Origin of the sequence: Shewanella sp. NKUCC06_TVS (assembly GCF_019345515.1) — a bacterium.
Lineage (GTDB): Bacteria > Pseudomonadota > Gammaproteobacteria > Enterobacterales > Shewanellaceae > Shewanella > Shewanella oncorhynchi.
On the sequence record NZ_JAHKQX010000005.1, the window covers coordinates 60,701 to 78,303 of the forward strand.

The window sequence follows — 17,603 nt, forward strand, 5'->3', positions numbered from 1 at the left end:
TTCTTCTCTTCCGCTCGCGTGCCGTAATGAGCGCCGTTCGACATATCAATTAGTGCCACTCAACATACAATACGCGCTCCATCCAAGGCAGTTTAATCACGCCAAAACTCCACGGCAGACTGGAGAGCAAAACATCAAATGCCTTAGGCTGAATACGCAATTTCCATGCTTCTTTTTCTAAGGTGATTATGCCATCTCTTTGCAAGAACGTTTGCCTTAAGCCATCGGCACTGGTATTGCCTAAAGCACGCCAATGCTGAATAACACCAGCCAATAACCCTTCTGCCATGTCTTTGTCCTCCTGTGTGAGAGTAAACTGGTAATTCAGGTGCTTACTGGTGTTCATGCCACAGAGGATCTTATTTAAACTTAATTGGAATTCCGGCGTGTCCTGCTGGCCATTCACAAGATATTGCAACACATGCAACGCCTTCTCTTGGGCATCATCATGGATAAACGCCCCTTGCTGTGTCAGTGACAACATAGTAAATAACCGCGCAATATAAGGGGTTAGTAACACTAGCCCAGCATTGGCAACGTAGATTTTATCTATCACCTCCGCGACTTGATCAATGCTAGGTTGGCTGATTTCACGCCTGCTTATTTCATAGTGCAATGGCTCATTATCAGCGCGGCCGTTATGAGCGCTTTTTGCTGTAGCAGACGGATGATTTATGCCATTGAGCATGGACGCTGTGGTTAACTTTTGCAGCGATCGATTGAGTAATTTAAGCTGCGAGGTGGCAAGCTCCGCCTGAATGCCGCCAAGGCTAATATTGCCTTTCATCTCCACACTGAGTTGAGTTAAAAAATGCTGCCAAGAGGAAAATACGCGCTTAAAATGCCTTTGGTTGAGGTATATGTCCTGTAAAAAATCCATGACTGCCTGCTCTGGCTTCTTACCCTGCACTAATGTCTTAGCGATAAATAACCAAACACGGTTATTCACATCACTCAATAAATGGCTCAGTGTTGGGCAAGATTGCAATAAGCTTCTCAGCCAAGTGTGCTGCTGAATAAAAACTTGGCCATAGAGAAACGTCATAAGCTTAGTAAGCTCATTGTTACTCCTTATCGAAATAAGGCTCTGCATCACCTGCCCCTGCCCTATGTGCTCCAATAGACAAGCTTTTAGCCCAGCGGCATCATGCTTGAACAAATAGGTTAAATAAAAATTGAGCTTATGGTTTTGCTTAACTTTATCCGACGTAACATCCCGCATATCAGCAAGATAAGGCTCGGCCCCTAAATCAGCTTTAACTAAGCCTGTAAATACCGCTTGCAACGCTGCTAACATCTCAGCACTACTGCCCTTATCTTCCTGCGCTAGCCTGTCCCATTGCTCTATTTTCCCAGTTGTTTGGGCATTTATCTCTTTTGCTATTCCCGCTAACTTGGCGTGCTCCCGCGCTTTCTCGGCCATGTTACCCAAATGAGCTTTATTAGCGTGAGCCGAGCCAGTTAAAGCGGGTTTATCGGCAGGGCTTAAATCCCATGTTTTAAGCATGCGTTGCCACTGAGGCACAAGATAAAATAACCTGCGATTAAGTGTTAAATTGAACCCGCTGCTTGCGTCAAACAGCCAAGGGATTAACGCCGTGCTGTTCGAAGATACTAAGGTTAACGAACTAAGCGCAGCAGTTTGATGACGGGAGAAGGTGAGCATAGGTGACAGATCTATCACAGCGACAATGAGCGGCTTCAAAGCTTGGCGCTGTTGCCATGAGCTATTCGCATAAATAAACCGCCAATCAAGGGACTGCATCAAAGCTTGCTGCATTAAAGCTAAGCAACGCACAACATCTTTTTTAGATAACCCAATCAGCACATTCACAAAATCAGTAAGTTGTTTTTGTGGGTAGCCAAACTGAAATGTTCTCCCTAAGTGCGCGGCCATCTGCAACAATCTTTCGGCAACTTTTTGCAACAGCATTAAGTGACCCAAATCAAACATATCCATAGTTTGTGATGCTGCCAATAGCACGGTTGGGTTTTGGTTTGAGCTTTGGTTTTGGCTTGGATTTGGGCTTTGGCTGGCAGAACGCGCGTCCAATAAAGAGGCAGAAACTGTGCCAGAGAGATCCGCCAAGCATTGCCTGAGTATATCCACCAGCCAAGTAGGTGCACTCTTATGCCCTTTCACGTTGCTTGCAGCAGACGTGTGATTGCTACACTGTAACGCCTCCTTAAACATAGCTTGCAGCAAGGTTTCGTAGGATAGGTGTCGATAAGCCGCCATTTGCGCTATCAAATATTGGGTAAGTGCGGTAATCGAGATCCCAGCCTTACCCAGTGCCCCCTCTTGGGATTGAGGCGCCTCGCGGCAGAGAAAACGCCATAGCCACAAGCTGAGCTGTTTTTCTAACAAAGCATTAGCTACCAGCGCCTTGGACAATGTATAGCCTGATATTTTGTGAGCAACAGCAGCCAGCCAGACCTCGTCTGCTTGTCCCAGCTCCTGCCCTAAAAACTGTGCTACAAATGACCTATGTTCATTTGATGTCGCGCCTACAAACAACAAAGATGTTTGAGCCATCAACACTGGCCAAGCCACGAGTAAGCGAGGCGCAAATAACACCATTAATCTCTGTTGAGTCGACTTAGGCAATGCTAATAAATAGCGCCTAATGTGTGTATCACTACGGCCATAGTGCAACACCACCAGCGCAAACTTAGCTAACACAGCCCTATTGGCTGTAGCTATTAACGTATCGAGATTGGCTCCATCACTCAGCTCAAGCGCCAACACTAAGCTGCGCAATAATTGGAACTCATTCTGCTCTAGCTCATATTGAGCAAGCCCATGTTGTTCATGCTCATGCAGCTCAGGGTCATATTGTTTCGGTAAAATCTTCGCGGTATGCTCGGGAGCGATAACGTTATCGCTCACTTGTGCGGCTAAATTAGCGTGTTCTAAAGGCAAAAAGCGCTGCTCTAAATCTATGGGGGTTAGCAGTAATGAAACCAGCAATTCCATCAATTCGCCCTGCATGATGGATGATGTTCCGGCTTGCTGCCCGAGCGAGCTAAACCCTGAAATAAGCCCATGAATAAGTTGCTGATGGTCGACATTATGGTGGGCGGCCATCTGCTCGACCACTGAGCCAAGGTAACTTAATTTATTGAATACTGAGCCACGTTCAGTCACCAGATAACATAAGCTAAATTGCCACAAATACTGCTGTACCTTTGTGGCTTCAAGTGTCGAGTCAATTTCTGCCGTTACGATTCGCGTCGCCAACTGAGCCATCATTGCCACAATAAAACGCTTCTCCGCAGGGGCGAGCACGAGCAACAACGCCTGTAATCTTGATTCACTAAGGCGGGTGACTAACATCTCGATGACAGACTGGCGCCCAAAGAGATACAGCGCTTGGCGTAGTAACTGTTTATGTTCGCCGATATAGCCAGACCAGTGCTGAGTAAGAAGTTCGATACGTCCCTGCTGTAATGCTATGGCAAGATTGACCATCAAGATTTCGGTCTCAGTCAATCCCTTTGTCTTGGCCATTGCGGGCGCAGTATTAGCCTTACTTATGGCAGGCACAGGTTTCACATCAAAGGGAAGTTCACCGAGGACTTGGAGCATATTTCTCGCAAGAAGAGAATCAGCCTGCAAGCTAGATAGTGACAGGCACAGGAATTGGTGCAGCTGTATTTGACTCACATTTTGATGGCTAGCAGCCTGTTTTAGCATGCTGTGTAGATAAGTCTTACGGTTAAACGCACCGCCCCTGTCCACCAAAAGATAACTTAGGGTGAACTCCCAAAATAATCTGTGGCTATTGGCTATCGGAGGCAGAATACTCGTTGGTACGGCTACAGCCGCGGGAGCACGCTTTTGTGCTGCTATCTCTTGTAAGTCAGATGTTGAGGCAACAAATAGTGAAGGAAGCGCTAAGCTTTTAAAACTTAACATAAAAGCATGCTCATTTGGCTCGAGCAATATCAGTAAGTCGATAAGCATAGGTTCTGATAATTCTGTGGCTAAAATATGCCTAACCCCGTATTGCCGACCAAGCAAACGCAGCAAGAGTACAAACTCCTTAGCATACTTATGAATCGCTAAAGGCCAGATAGACAAGAGTCCCGAGCGCTGTCCTTGCAGCAACGTCCAAGTCAATAACGCCATAATGCTTTGACGCGCATATTTATTGCTAGGCATCTGGCGCCACTGCGCTGACGTTATTGCAATCATGTCTGCATGGGATCCGACCATCCCATGGGAAGAGAACATAGCGCTAAATTCAGCCTTCATTCTTTGGGGGGCATGTGGCTGACACAGACTAAACCATTGCGCCAAACCCCCTAAGCCAAATTCAAGCAAAGCGCCAGCCGGCTGCTTGAGTACAAACAAAAACAACACGCGTAAAAAATTCTGTTTCTCAGTTCTGCTGCGGCCACTGAGCCAACCGCCCTCAGTAAAAAACTGTGTCTCGGTCTGGCTAAAACCTTGGCCATCACGGTGGTCGAACATGATCTTAAGCAATAACGCCACTGGCAGTGACTCGCCAGTCAGCGCAAGCAGGCAAATTATCGCCTTGTCTGTGCTGAGATTTTGCAGCAGACGACTAATGAGCGCATCTTTTCTCCCTGTCGTCTTCAGCAAATCCGCCAGTGATGTTAGGTGAGCCAATATTGTGCTTTCAAACCAAACCGCCCAATTTTCAGCCTTGGTATAAAAGCCATTGGCATCAGCATTCCAAGACAAAACACCGTACTCAAGAAAATACTTAAGCTGTAACCAATTGGCCTGCGTCTTAGGCAGTTTATGGTAATCACACTGGCGAATATCTTGGTGAGCTTTAATGGTTTGAAATGCTTCACTGTCAAGCGGCTGACTGATGCTCAAATTCAGCTGAGAGGAAGCTGGACTGGATGGGTTCGACAGCAGTTTAAGTTGCTCAGACAATGCATCTTTAACTTTAACTATCAACTGACTATGATAATCACGGGCAGATATGTTACCTATGTCTATGATCAGTGTATCGATACTCAGCACACAGTCTTTTTTATTGAACTCCTCAAAGACATCTTCTAAGACGGGCAGTAAATCATGCAACATAAAAGCCTGCGCCCGTGATTGAAACTCATCGGCTAAGCTTTGATTTGAAAAGGTAATATCGAACTCAGCAAGATCGATTAAATGTTTATCCTTGTTCAAATCTTGTTGCACGCTAGCCCTTATCATACCGCCCCCACTAGGCTTGCTGGCTGTGCTTGAGCTTGAATTTGCTGAGTTTGTTGATAGCCCTTAAGCAAGTTCACTAGCTGCGAGGCGCTTTGCTGGCATTCATCACTGGGAGTAAAGCCGCTGCGCCTTAATTCCAGCCATTGCATGTAGGACTGTTCAAACTCACACAACTGGGCAAAACCCAACCAATAACACTGAGGATAAATATGCGCTGGACATTGCTCCCTGACAATTTCCTCCGCTCTTTTTCGATAACCCATATCAGCGCATCTGGCAGTAAAACCGGGGAAAATGATCGACACTCTGAAAGAATAAAAATCGTCTGCCAAGGTTTGAGCTTGTGGCGCGGCCAAGCCATTGTTTAATTTATCGTTTGGCCTTAATAACCCATGTTCGACCACGTATATGCCTTCACAACTGCGATTCAGCAACACTAAGTGCTCGCGGATAATATTGGCCAAACGGCTCGCTTTTTGTGTATCGACACTCGAGCCGAGGTAATAACTCGTGCTCTGCGTCAATTTAGCTTCTTTGGCGCTAAGATCTCGCCCTTGTTGCAAAGTAAAGAAGAGATCGTATTGAGAGGCTCTGTCGCGCTTCACCAATTTAAAATGATTAATATCAACGCCTTTTCGGAAAAATGTCTCCCCGATGACATGGTTTTTGAGGGGCTGCAAAGATAAAAGCATTTTTGCGACATCTTTATCGTCTTGCTTAAGCTTGGAGTCAATTAAGGGAATGGGGATGAACTCTTTGGCCATAGCATCATTTAAGATCACTTGGTTATGGTGGCTCGTATTCATCTGCTCGAATTCAGCGTCTGTCACTATATCTAGTGGTTGGCGTTTAATCAGCGTCATATAAGGCCATAGCTTAACTTGTAGGCCGAGTTGACTACTCAGCCTATGCTGGAAACCGCCAATATTGTGGATAAATTCACGGTAACTACGATAGTCAAAACCACCCCCCCGATCGCGCCCTAAACTCACCACTGAGGTTAAATACTGATACTTATTATCCAGTAAGTGCGCCTCGAGGGCGCGCTGACCATAGTAGACATTAAACTGCCTTAAGATTTTTTGATCTAAGGTTTCGCCATACAGGGCGAGTAAATAATCCAGCACTCTGTCTTTTCTGTCGTAGAAATGATCAAAGCTCGCCAAGATTTCATCAAAGGTTTTTTGCGGCGATTTAGGGTAAATCGCCTCCACACCCGGCAGGCTCTTGGAGTCAAAAGTGTAAAATTGGTAGGTTTGAGTATTGTGTTTATCTATTGAAAAGAGATTTTTTAATGTATTGATATTAGATGAAAAATTCGCCATCAACTGGTCAAATATCAGCATATAACCTTTAAGTTGATTGGCTCTGGCCTTATCGGCAGGATCGATTGATGCCTGTATGCCCATCAAGCTCAAGTTATAGTGCACGGGGAAATGTTGCTGCACCGAATGATAATGCTTTATCTGCCGATAATTGCCCTCAACCACTTGATACAAAGTACTTAATTCTTGGCGGGTATGGCGCATAGAATATTGCTTGAACTGCCTGTGTTCTACATGGGATTTAAAGGTTTCAAAATCCACGACCAATGTCTGCCTATGGCGTTGTAGGCTGATCTTGATGTCCTCCGCGAAGGTAGGAATGAGTAGCCAAGCTTTATCTCTGATGGCTTGTGTCTGCTGATTTTTTTGTTCTATGGCATTCAAACCGCTAGTGCTCAAAGCGCTGGGCGACTCATTGCCATCAATCACGGCATAAGCATCAATCAAAGCCAGATGATTGATGTCCTCAACGCCTTCGATGGTGCACAGTGTTGAATACAAGGAAGAAAGCGTACGCCCCGTTTGGTTCGCCTTAATTTGATAACAACCGTGCAGGGTTTTAGGGCCGGTGAGGATCTTGTCTAAGCTCTTGCCCTGCTTTATTTGATCTTCATAGCTTTCAATGACTAACTCACCAATCAGCCATTGCTGACACAGATGATAAAGGTTTGCCAGCACGGCCTCGGCACTGACATTGTCACTAAGCTCAATATCAGCAACCAATTGATAGCCTTTATCTGTGACTATGGTAATTTCGCCAATATCTTCCCCAAGGTTGCGGTGCTTGCCATACACGAGGGAAACTTTATCGATGATTTTATCTTTTCGCGACGGCTGAGTTTGGCAGCGTGAACGCTCGGCTGGCGTAAGCTGTAGCTCGATTTTATACAATCCGCGCTGCGCCGAAGCCAAAACCGATATCCATATTCTGTCGATTTCCTCGACGCCATCGAGTAGCAAATTGCAGTAATCGGCAACAGTGCTCGCGCGGCAAGGCAACACCTCTTCAGGAGGTGCTAACGCCAAAGTGGCAAGATTTAAATAGCCATCAGGTTCTGCAAGGTAATCCTCTACATTAAACTCAGTGCGATAATTTAACTCCGTCAGGCCATAACACAGCTGCTCTAATATAGTCACACCGGGATCGTGGGTATTAAAATCTGTCCAGATCTCGCCAGAGAATGCTTGCGCATAGCCGATAGCTGCTTTTCTGAGGCTATAAAAACTTAAGGGATCGCTTTTAATATCATGCCGAGCTAAGGTGGCGCTAGTTTTCATCTTTGGCCTCCTCTTCAGTCATAATACAATCTTGCATATAATCATCGAACCAGAGCTGAGTAATGTGATAGCGAATATAAATGCCTTCGCCATAATCTGTGTTGCTGCGGATCTGTAAATAATAGGGACGATAGGCTTCGTTGGTTTTGCCTTTTATCCAGCGCAGGCACAGCTTGTCGGCGGCAGAAGTGTAATAAGCATGCTGGCTCTTAATGCTGGTTTTGATATTGAACCAATTAAACACATCGAACCACCAAGAGTCGGGGGCGCAGGTATTCATCGCCACCGCGCGCAATAATCCATAACGCCCCATACGCTTGATCCCAACGCCTGCGACGATTTCTAATGCTTGGCAGCCTTCTAACGTCGGCGAGATGGTATGCCAATTACCATCGGCTTTGATGGGTTTTATCGCGGGATTCAACTGCTCAAAAGCACCGCCTTTCCTGCCATTACTCTTAAGTGTGCCATTCACTTCGAGCGTATGGCTGGGGCGATCGCAATTAATCCCGACGCAGGCATTGGGCGACAACGCCAGTAGGCTCTGAGCGGCCAATGGCTCAGTGTTTTTTTTAGGCTCTCCCACATCATTAGTACTGCTTTGTCTACTCGCGGCTTCTTTGCTGACAGACTGAGCATTGGGAGAATTAAACAGTAATGCATCGATTTCTTTATCAAACTGAATCGACCAGAGTTGCTGTTCAGGGGCATTTTTACGGTAAAAACTCATTAAATTGGCATTGTCTTCCAAAGAAGAAACCTTAAAGCCCTCATTAACCGATTTATCAAATCCTTCTTCCAAGGTATTTAGGCAAGAGTCGATAAGATCTGAGAAATGCTCAGCAGAAGGCAGCGCCCCCTTCCTAAAATAATTTTTCAGTGTGCTCCTGTTACGTTTAGGCATTTTGCTGACTTCCCTTGCTTTTTATTCGCTCGTCACTTTCAGGACTGATATCGCCTTCAGGGGTTATATCGCCGACAATAAAATTACCACCCACTTCCAATTCATCCACCCCAGTCACCTTAGCGCTGCGGTCATATTCATCCTCAACCAACTCGATAACGTGGTGACTAAATGGCATCAACAGACACCAAGGACTGCTCGCCTGGATCACAACCTCGGGATCAACACCACTCGCCTGCGCATTGACACTATCGAGCAGTTGATAATTCGGTAATCCCGTTTGAGTATCGGCGACGATATGCAAGGCTGACACCTCAGTGACAAACTTGACATAGGCGCGATGGCGGATAAATGACTCGATATCTTTCACCTTCAAGCACCAACCAAAACCGACATTTCCCCGCCCTGACCAAGAACACAAAAAATCACAAATATCCTGATTAAGCAGGCTAATGGCTGAGCCAGCATGCACGCCAAAATTGAACTTCACCGCACAACGCACCTGCAAACTCTCATAAACGGGATTACGCACATCGACACTGACAAATGCGCTACACAAACTGGCGATATAGTGCTTAATGTTATTTAACACCTTACTGCTAGCATGCAAGTTATCGCAGGGAGCATGGGTACAGGCCCGTGCCCTCAGCCTGATAATGACTAAAATATGCCCAGGAAATATCCCCGGCACTTGATAGATAAGATTGGCGAAACATTTCACCCTATCGACCTCAGGAAATGCCTCTAAAATCAACCTTTCATAATCCCAAGCTGACACAGCTCGTCCTTTGTGGCGTAAACGCTCACTGACTCGTTGCTTAAATCCCCGCTGATTTTCTGCGGGCTTACCTGCAAAACTGGGCGTCAATTGAGTTATTTTCGCCAGCCCCACTTGAGGCTGCATCGCTTTCCACTGCGCAAGTCCTGTCAAACAGGCACTATTTTCATCGCCGTCAAGTCGCCGAGTCGCCTTAGCACCATGGGCAGAAATAGACAGGCAGCGGCCATAGCTCTGCAAATCTCTATCTGAGGATGCGCGCAGCCAAAACAAACCCGCGGGCATAGCACTGTTATTGGCGATCATATTCGCTGTGATAGTGGCAGGAATGTTAAACGTCACTATGCCAGACGTGATAAAACCCGCAGTGGAATCAGCCAAAATTTGCCTATCACTGAACGCCTGCCAATGGTTATCCACCAAATAAAACCAATGAATATCACTGGCAGCGTCACTCCGATTGATAGAGGCTCTCTCATCCAACTCAAAAAACAGACTGATTTCATCGGCCACACCGTGCGTCTCAATACCGATAAAAAGATTGCCATCATAGGAATAGCGAGGAAATAGCGATTTTAATTCAGGCTGTAATCGCGCAGGATTAGCAGGATAAATCTGTTCAAAACCAAAGGGATGAATATGCGTCACGCTATGGTATGGCAATACAGCCTTCTGATTTTGAGGGTGAAGATAGATCACGCTATGGGCATGGTAATTTAAAGACAACTTGTTGATTTTTGGCGTATAAGGGGCATTAGGTAAAGGTTTGGGTCGTTTTGATTTGGCATTTTCAACTAAGGTTTTGGTCAGCAGACTCGGGTAATCATAATGGCCAAAAGCTTTATCGGGCGCGACTAAGGTGAGCTTAATAAACCCATTACGGCTCTTAAGGTTATAGTTAAATTCTTGCCCGCTTTGCGCACTACCTTGTGCTGTACTTTGCACAGTGATGACAGGTTTAAATTCATTGGCCATGGCACAAGAAAGGCGCTTATGCCTCAAAATCTGTTGCCTGCCGCCCTGAGTATCAAACAGAGTAAATGCCCGCCCTTGTGCTGCAGGAACCCAATTGCCATCCCTCAATACCTGAATATTGACCTTGAAACTTTGATTATCATAATCATGGGGATAGCCGGCATAGTGCGCCTTAAATCCATCGGAATCCATCGGCAACTCGGCCCAGTCAATATTGATATCTATCGCCTGAATATATTTTTTCGACATCTCCTCACTGCCCAAAATAAAATCACTCTGCAGGCTCGGCAAGGCACCGAACGACACAAAGGTTTTAGAAGGGTCTAAACGCCCATAGCTGTTATAGGCCACCAATTCGGTGAGCCCTTCCACTGTGACATCTATCTCCACCGCACTTAAGATAAGGCTTCTAAATATCGAATAAGGGAAGAAAGTAGCCAACGCTTTAATGGCAAACTGGATACTGGGTTCACCATTGACCCACATTGCGCCGTGGATCTTAGGATCGCAGGGGACTATTGGCGGGAGATCTGCTGTGAGGCTAATGTCGAATTGAAAACCATATATACCAAAATCATCACCTTGGACTTTTGCCTTCAGTGGATTGATTTGGTAATTAGCAATTTCCAGCCAACCATCTGCCGTAGAAATACGAATATCAAACATGCCAGCATACAATTCGTAGAAAGTACGCCGCTGATCTTGCCGTAACAAACCGAGTAGTCGCGTCACGCCAGAGCTTGCACTAAATTGCTGGGCTTTTTGTTCAATAAGCGCAATATCACGTTGGCTCAAAATAGCGCTGTGTCCATTTTCAGCCGTAATCTGCTCATCCTGCGCTACATAACTCAAAGTATGACTACTAAAAACACGGCCTAAAGTGCGGTAAAAATACACGTCTTGATCCGCCGACGTTAATAGCGCCAACAGATAATGTTTATAGATAAAGGGTCTTATCTTACTGACTGAACTGGTAAATATTTCCTCCAATTGCCAAGGCAATAGTTGGCTTAACATCTCCTGCGTCAGTGGGTGCAATGTCTCTGTGGCTGTGGCTGGCTCTCGGGACGTTTCCTGTGGCCGCGCCTGAGAAAACCGTGATTCAAATTCTGAACTGAGTAATCCACTGATAATCGAAGCTAAATACTGCTGCTTTTGGCTAGCATCGGCGCTTGTAGTCAACAGATAAAGCAAATGTGTATTTATCTGTTGATATTCGCTTAACGCAATAGTCAGGGAGATATTTCGATGGCCTTCTTTGAGGTTCAGTATTGGCGCCGAAATCCCAAAGCCTAACTGAGCCTGTGTTTGATGTTTCCCCGCCAAGAGCGAGTTAGCCCCAAATGTAGGAAAAACATTATCAGCAGCAGTCTTATCCGTGCTGTCTAATATATTGGCCACCACCTGAGTCACATAGTGCAATTCGCTCTCAGGTGAAATCAGCGGATCTCGGTGCAGAAATAAACTGACCACTGAGCTGACTTTGGCATTGAATAAATAAAAATCATCATCGAGTGTAAAAATAATGTCTTTTAATTGTTCATCTTTACCGCATGTGAACTCACTTCCCTTTAGCAATATGCTGGGCTGACTGAGTCCTTTAACAGGCGTAAACACTAAATAAACCGATTCTGGGGCTGAAGCCTGAGGCTGAAACTTAAGCAGCGTTTGATAATAAAAATCCAAGTGTTTCATGGTGAAGCGATTTAACTGTGATTGACTCAGGCGATAAATATTTAAAAATGCCATCAGCAAACCCATAGCCGGATCGTGATTAGCCTGCCCTTTAAGTTCATCAAGATAAAGGTGTAAATCTGTTTGCAGAAAACGAATCGCATTCATTAAGGTGGTAAAACAATGCTGCAATAGCGTAATACGCTGCTGCTCACTCACAGCTTGCACTTGCGCTGTATTTGCATCTTCCTCAAATGCTGGCGTCAGCTCAGATGCTTGACCAGACGTTTGATCGAATGTTAGCTTTGACGCTGCGTCTATGTCCCACAACTCATCTAAGCTGAGCATAAATTGCCGCATCTGCTGCTGGCTTTGCGCATCGGCGCCATCGACTAGTGACTTAAATGCGTGTAATTGATTGAGGAGCTTTTTATCTACCGCAGCAGAAATCCTCAAACACAACTCAAGAGATGCCTTGCTGTTAGAAGCTTTTAGCTTACTGTAGGCCAGATTAATATCGCTAAAAAGCTGGATGATGATGGGAATAGTCTGCGAGGGTTCACCCTTAAGTCGCTCTTCAAACTCCATAGTGATCCTGCGACTATTTATTGTTTGCAGCATAGCGATAACCACAAGATCATTACCTAAAAACAACGGCTCCCAATTTCCCTCCCTATTATTGTCCAAATTATAAAAATGCAGCTGCCCAGCGATATCCTTGGCGAGCACCAACAAGGTTTCAAAGGACATCTCATCCACATCAAAATGGCCAGGAAGCAGGGCAGCCGCCAAGCGTTCTGACTGTGCTGTCCCCAAGGTGATTAAGCGGGCATCATGGCTTGTCATAGCGGCACTGCTAAGCGAGAAAAATTAACTATGGATATCACAGCATTAGAGTTCAACCAGAGTACCCTCCATAATATAGAAGGGGTAAACCATATTGCGCCGAGCATTCGTCGTGATCACTCGATAATCTAAGCTGATATCCAACCGGCCCTCCATCGCATAATCGGTCACAATTTCAATCAATTCTAAGTCGATACGCGGCTCAAAAAATAGAATCGCTCGCTCGATAACATGGGTGAGCTTAGTAATAGTCGCGAGGTTAATTTCTTCAAATACCATAGCTTTAATACCGCAGCCATAATCTGGCTCCATCACTCTCTCACCTGGATTGGTCGACAGTAAAATAGCGATACTCTCTGTGATATCAGTCTCTTCGCTAACCATAGCGGCTTGCCTTCCAGATCCTGCGAATTCGGGTGGAAAACGCCAACCTGTGCCTAAAAACGACTTATTCACGCCCATGACTCCCTCCATGAAATCTAAGTTCTTCTCTTATACCCTTCTCGCTTGAAGCGGCGGCTTTAAATGGCCATCTTGCTGCAACTTCAATGACTTGGGGTATGTATTTATTAATTCATTAACGCCAATAACACTTCACATCAACTAGCCAGCAATTACTTTACCTAGCCACCTATGATGACGGCCAATGCGCCTAAAACTATGTTGCCGCCATGAACTGTTGTGTCACCTAATCTTGCTGCGGGTTTGCCACCAATCATCACGCTAGACGAGCCTTTAGCGATAGTGTCTGGTGGCCCAACACAAACACAGCTATCACCAATCACACTCGCGGGCAGTTTTTCAATTAATACCGTCGGCACGCCTGGACCAACCACGGGTCCACCGACATGGGGAATGGGCGGCAAACCCGGTGTTACCATAGGACATACATGCATGTCAGTGATCCTTGCTGCGGGTGGCATAAGTCAATCCTTAGTTAATCATCACCATGGCGCCTTTGACTGTGGTCTGCCCCGATGCCGACAGTTCAGCGGTTGCACTGCCCTTGGCGGTAAACCCTATCTGAGCCGTTTGCTCAATATTCATGCCTGCGGCTTTAAAATCGGCTTTAGAACTGATACTGACTTCACCGACAGCATCTAGCGTGAGACTTCCCTTAGCACTGATCGTAATATCTTTAGGGCTATCTAAACTGATGCCACTACTGCTGAGTTCCACCTTATTATTATTTTGATCCTGCAAAATGATGGACTTGTCTTTATCACTAATCACTATCTGATTGTTTTCTGGTGTAATAATCGTAATCACTTTGTCTTGTTCATTAAACTCAATCTTCAACTTGCTCTTAGTCACAATCGCCTTAGTGTCGTTATCCGCGGTGAGCGTATAAGGCGGCGGATTTTGACTGCTATAGAGACTGCCTAAAATCACTGGCTCACTGGGATTGTTATTGAAATAACCCAACACCACCTCATCACCCACCTCAGGAATAAAGAAACTGCCGATGCCCTTAGAAGCATAAAAGTTGGCGAGTCTAGCCCATATACCTGGCGTTGAAGCTTGCATCACAGGAACTTGAACTTGGATTCTGTTCTGCCCGATAGGATCGCCATCGAGCTGCATCACTATGCCAATTTGCAATCCTTCCACCGCAGGCAAAACGCCACTGGCAGGCGGTGCTGTGATGTCCCTGTGCTCGCTCGACCACTGGGACGACATACCAAATTCAATCTCCGTCATCCATTGACCATCGGCGATTTCATGGCGTACCCGACTCACGAATACCGCGCCATTAAAACGACTTCCGACCCCTAGCACTTCTATTTGAGTATTGATTTTAGCCGCCGCACTGCCTTGAAAACTCATTCTGCCCCGTATGCGGGCTAAAGCAGATTTTATCTGCTGGCCTTTAGCCCACGCCTTAAGCGATGCGCTGTCCATGGTATTAGTACTTTGCAGCCGAAACTCACAAAGGGATAAGGTACTGGCAAGATCGGTCGCAGATAGATCGCCTTGTTTATTCAGTGTTTGAGCCATCACCTCTTGCTCTAGGCTATTTTGCCCACTGACATCCCAACCGACACTTTTTACCGAAGACAACTGATATCGCGCGTCGATGTCAGCCTGAAAGTCGATAAGATCTTCCCCGTAGGTGACAGTTAATACGCATTCACCGCTCACATTCGGCTCACCCACAGTCACTTTAGCAGCGTCAACACAGACCAAATAACCATTTACCTCCGCCCTCGCCAGCATAAAATCCCAGTCGGTACAGTTAAATTGCACTAACTCAGCGTATTCAGAATCTGTGGCCGTCACTTGATTACTCAGCCCTGAATACTGGCCTATGATGGTTGCTAAAATCTGACTGTCTTTCTGCTTGATGTAGTTAGCACTCTTTCTGGCTATCGTCATCGCCACACAGATATCTTTGCATTCAATCACTAAACTCGAGTGGTTATTACCTCCTATGGTGATCCCAAGGCCAATAATGATGCCACTGAAAATGGAGCTGACATCGCTACCGTAACCCGCTTTAATCTCAATCTTGGTGCCTGGTTTAAAGCAAGACTCAGCGCTTAAAGGAAAATCCTTATCTGGCATATCGCCATCGCTGACCACAAAGCTGGCTCTGGGGACTTGGTTCACCCCAAAGCTAATATCAATCATGAGTACGTTGATATTCTCGTTCAACGCGTTACCATCTGCGGTAATGTTGTAATTGACCACACCATCGCTATTGGCTAATGGGGATGCCGCCATATCAATTTCAGCCCTATAAAGTGCGCAATATTCCCTAAATGAGGGGAGGAAAAATTAACTGAGTACCAGGTTTAATGTCCCTGAAACTGGCAAGATGATTAGCCTTCGCTACTTGCATATAGTAAGACCCATCTTGGTACACCTTTTGGCACAGCAGCGGTAACGTATCGCCAGCTTTAAATTCAATAACATGGGTTAAGTCAGGCGATGAACGTTTCGACGCCAGCGCTTCTTCTTTATTGGTCATATAGCCTGAAAAAGCGAGGCTCAACTTCGCCCGTAGGGGCGTGCCATCGGGCTTAAAGAGAACATATTCGGCCTTAAAACTGGTTAAACGACAGATAAAATAGAGCGTCCCCCAGATAATGTGCACGATATTGGGCTCATGCTTATTACCCACATAGCTATAAATCACTTTTTTAAAATCACTAATTTGCTTATTTACATCGATTGGTTTGGTGGTTTTCACCACGCCAGTGCCATCCAATATGGTCGTAAAATCAATTGTTTCGGATTCATAACCGGCGAATTTAAGCTCGGCAGAAGCCCTGCCCAATGGTTTTTTTCTCTTATCATCATAATTGATGTTGTAGCCATGATTAAAACTGCTCGGGTTTAGCATCAGCTCAAATGTGCTCGAGCCATCTGCCGCCTCTATGCTCATTTTTTTCGCCATTCCCCCCCCCTTAACGCTCGCGTGTTTCAGTCCGTTTTTGCTGAATAAGCTGCAGGCAAGATTTTAATAATTGTTCCTTCTGCTCAGCCAATTCAGTTTCTGTCACTAAGGATAAATTAGCACTATCCGTGCCTTCGACAACATTCGACTTAATGACTAATTGCTTAATCTCTATAGACATTGATTAAATCACCCTATTTGAATATTGGTAACTCAATTCCACCTCTTCAATTGCCACTTCATTCTTGGTTGAGTTAAAACTATCGACCTTCCAATTAACGGGATAAGCTTGAAAAAAATTCCAACTGCGAATTACAGTGCCTTTCTCCCCGAGTAAGTGCACCGATAAATCTTTAGGTTCGAGGGCAACATTAAAATCGCCGTCGAAAAAACTTTTACACCACTGTACTAGGAATGAATCAAGCTTAGTGATGCCGCGCTTTAGGGTTAAATTGCTGTGACTTATTGACTTAGGCAATTGATAAACAAAACGATTTTCCCCACCTTCTACATAATCTTCAGTCTCTATTTTAGACCCTATACCAGAAATATCTTGAAATGAAGTGTCGGATTTATTCTTAGCGCCATGAAAAGCGACTTTGAAGTAAAACGCAGGAACCGGCCAGATCCCTGCATCTTGGGTTGAACCATCGGGCATAAACGTTATCCTTAATTAACCAAAGGATGGGCCTGCTACCTTAACCAGTATTCAAGCGCTAAATGCTGAACAGATGAAAACCAGGCACACGATTGAAATTACTTATTGACTATAGCTAAACCTTCATGGGCTAACTCTATCGTTTCTACTGCGACTTCATTGCCATCAGACTTTAAATCTGTTCCCGTCACTTTTGTTGGCCAAGCATTGGCTAACGTCCACACCATAGTAGGAGAGCCAGTCTCATCAAGAAGACTAATAGTCACAGCTGTACGGGCAACAGTGTTCAACTTAATTTTGCTGTACCAGTCGAAAAACTTATTATCCTTAGCAAAAATCCCTTTCTTCAATGTGACATTACTGGTCTTCACTATGCCCGGCATTTTTATGGTAGAGAAAATCTTATTATCTCCAGCTCGATATTCGATGATCTGAGCCTCCACATCTAATCCTGATACCTCTTGAAAAGATGACACCATTCCTTCACCGGCCCCGCCAGCCCATTTAACTTCAAAATAAAATTTAGCCATAGGCCACACATTCGCGGATTGTTTTGAACCATCATCTGACATAT

11 protein-coding genes are annotated in these 17,603 nt (G+C 45.4%); all 11 read right to left on the reverse strand.

The genetic code is table 11. The features are described from left to right. Window positions 1–49 precede the first annotated feature (49 nt). The 11 genes from KO531_RS07220 to KO531_RS07270 all read right to left on the reverse strand — a co-directional run bounded on the left by KO531_RS07220 (window position 50) and on the right by KO531_RS07270 (window position 17,601). Window positions 50–5,176, reverse strand: coding sequence for a contractile injection system tape measure protein (locus KO531_RS07220; protein ID WP_219250763.1), 5,127 nt, complete (start codon window positions 5,174–5,176; stop codon window positions 50–52). Window positions 5,177–5,187: 11 nt separating this feature from the next. Further along, the gene (locus KO531_RS07225) at window positions 5,188–7,794 is read right to left on the reverse strand and encodes a hypothetical protein (RefSeq protein WP_219250764.1); all 2,607 of its coding nucleotides are present in this window, start codon (window positions 7,792–7,794) and stop codon (window positions 5,188–5,190) included. Beyond that, on the reverse strand, window positions 7,784–8,698 hold the full coding sequence (locus KO531_RS07230; RefSeq protein WP_219250765.1) for a hypothetical protein: 915 nt from the start codon (window positions 8,696–8,698) through the stop codon (window positions 7,784–7,786). Before KO531_RS07230 ends, KO531_RS07225 begins: the two co-directional genes overlap by 11 nt. Next, window positions 8,691–12,971 carry a hypothetical protein gene (locus tag KO531_RS07235; RefSeq protein WP_219250766.1) on the reverse strand — a complete coding sequence of 1,427 codons (4,281 nt, stop codon included), beginning with the start codon at window positions 12,969–12,971 and terminating at the stop codon, window positions 8,691–8,693. The genes KO531_RS07230 and KO531_RS07235 overlap by 8 nt, the downstream gene beginning before the upstream one ends. Window positions 12,972–13,016: 45 nt before the next feature. After that, entirely contained in the window at window positions 13,017–13,433 is a 417-nt protein-coding gene (locus KO531_RS07240) for a GPW/gp25 family protein (protein WP_251068872.1), read from the reverse strand. A gap of 161 nt (window positions 13,434–13,594) precedes the next feature. Next, window positions 13,595–13,894: a PAAR domain-containing protein gene (locus KO531_RS07245; RefSeq protein WP_219250768.1), complete on the reverse strand. Its 300-nt coding sequence runs from the start codon at window positions 13,892–13,894 to the stop codon at window positions 13,595–13,597. A 10-nt stretch (window positions 13,895–13,904) separates the two neighbouring features. Continuing rightward, window positions 13,905–15,695 carry a type VI secretion system tip protein VgrG gene (gene vgrG, locus KO531_RS07250; protein WP_251068873.1) on the reverse strand — a complete coding sequence of 597 codons (1,791 nt, stop codon included), beginning with the start codon at window positions 15,693–15,695 and terminating at the stop codon, window positions 13,905–13,907. A 34-nt stretch (window positions 15,696–15,729) separates the two neighbouring features. After that, the gene (locus KO531_RS07255; protein ID WP_219250769.1) at window positions 15,730–16,371 is read right to left on the reverse strand and encodes a peptidoglycan-binding protein; all 642 of its coding nucleotides are present in this window, start codon (window positions 16,369–16,371) and stop codon (window positions 15,730–15,732) included. A gap of 10 nt (window positions 16,372–16,381) precedes the next feature. Beyond that, window positions 16,382–16,552 (reverse strand): DUF5908 family protein, encoded by a 171-nt coding sequence (locus KO531_RS07260; RefSeq protein WP_219250770.1) that lies wholly within the window; start codon window positions 16,550–16,552, stop codon window positions 16,382–16,384. Window positions 16,553–16,555: 3 nt separating this feature from the next. Beyond that, complete coding sequence (locus KO531_RS07265; protein WP_219250771.1) at window positions 16,556–17,029, reverse strand: phage tail protein; 474 nt, start codon at window positions 17,027–17,029, stop codon at window positions 16,556–16,558. A 98-nt stretch (window positions 17,030–17,127) separates the two neighbouring features. After that, on the reverse strand, window positions 17,128–17,601 hold the full coding sequence (locus tag KO531_RS07270) for a phage tail protein (protein WP_219250772.1): 474 nt from the start codon (window positions 17,599–17,601) through the stop codon (window positions 17,128–17,130). Window positions 17,602–17,603: the final 2 nt, after the last annotated feature.

Excerpts from the sequence above, each read along its gene's own strand:
- KO531_RS07265 (WP_219250771.1), bottom strand. The coding sequence starts at position 17,029 with ATGCCCGATGGTTCAACCCAAGATGCAGGGATCTGGCCGGTTCCTGCG.
- KO531_RS07230 (WP_219250765.1), bottom strand. The coding sequence starts at position 8,698 with ATGCCTAAACGTAACAGGAGCACACTGAAAAATTATTTTAGGAAGGGG.
- vgrG (WP_251068873.1), bottom strand. The coding sequence starts at position 15,695 with ATGGCGGCATCCCCATTAGCCAATAGCGATGGTGTGGTCAATTACAAC.
- KO531_RS07245 (WP_219250768.1), bottom strand. The coding sequence starts at position 13,894 with ATGCCACCCGCAGCAAGGATCACTGACATGCATGTATGTCCTATGGTA.
- KO531_RS07255 (WP_219250769.1), bottom strand. The coding sequence starts at position 16,371 with ATGGCGAAAAAAATGAGCATAGAGGCGGCAGATGGCTCGAGCACATTT.
- KO531_RS07240 (WP_251068872.1), bottom strand. The coding sequence starts at position 13,433 with ATGGGCGTGAATAAGTCGTTTTTAGGCACAGGTTGGCGTTTTCCACCC.
- KO531_RS07235 (WP_219250766.1), bottom strand. The coding sequence starts at position 12,971 with ATGACAAGCCATGATGCCCGCTTAATCACCTTGGGGACAGCACAGTCA.
- KO531_RS07225 (WP_219250764.1), bottom strand. The coding sequence starts at position 7,794 with ATGAAAACTAGCGCCACCTTAGCTCGGCATGATATTAAAAGCGATCCC.
- KO531_RS07270 (WP_219250772.1), bottom strand. The coding sequence starts at position 17,601 with ATGTCAGATGATGGTTCAAAACAATCCGCGAATGTGTGGCCTATGGCT.
- KO531_RS07260 (WP_219250770.1), bottom strand. The coding sequence starts at position 16,552 with ATGTCTATAGAGATTAAGCAATTAGTCATTAAGTCGAATGTTGTCGAA.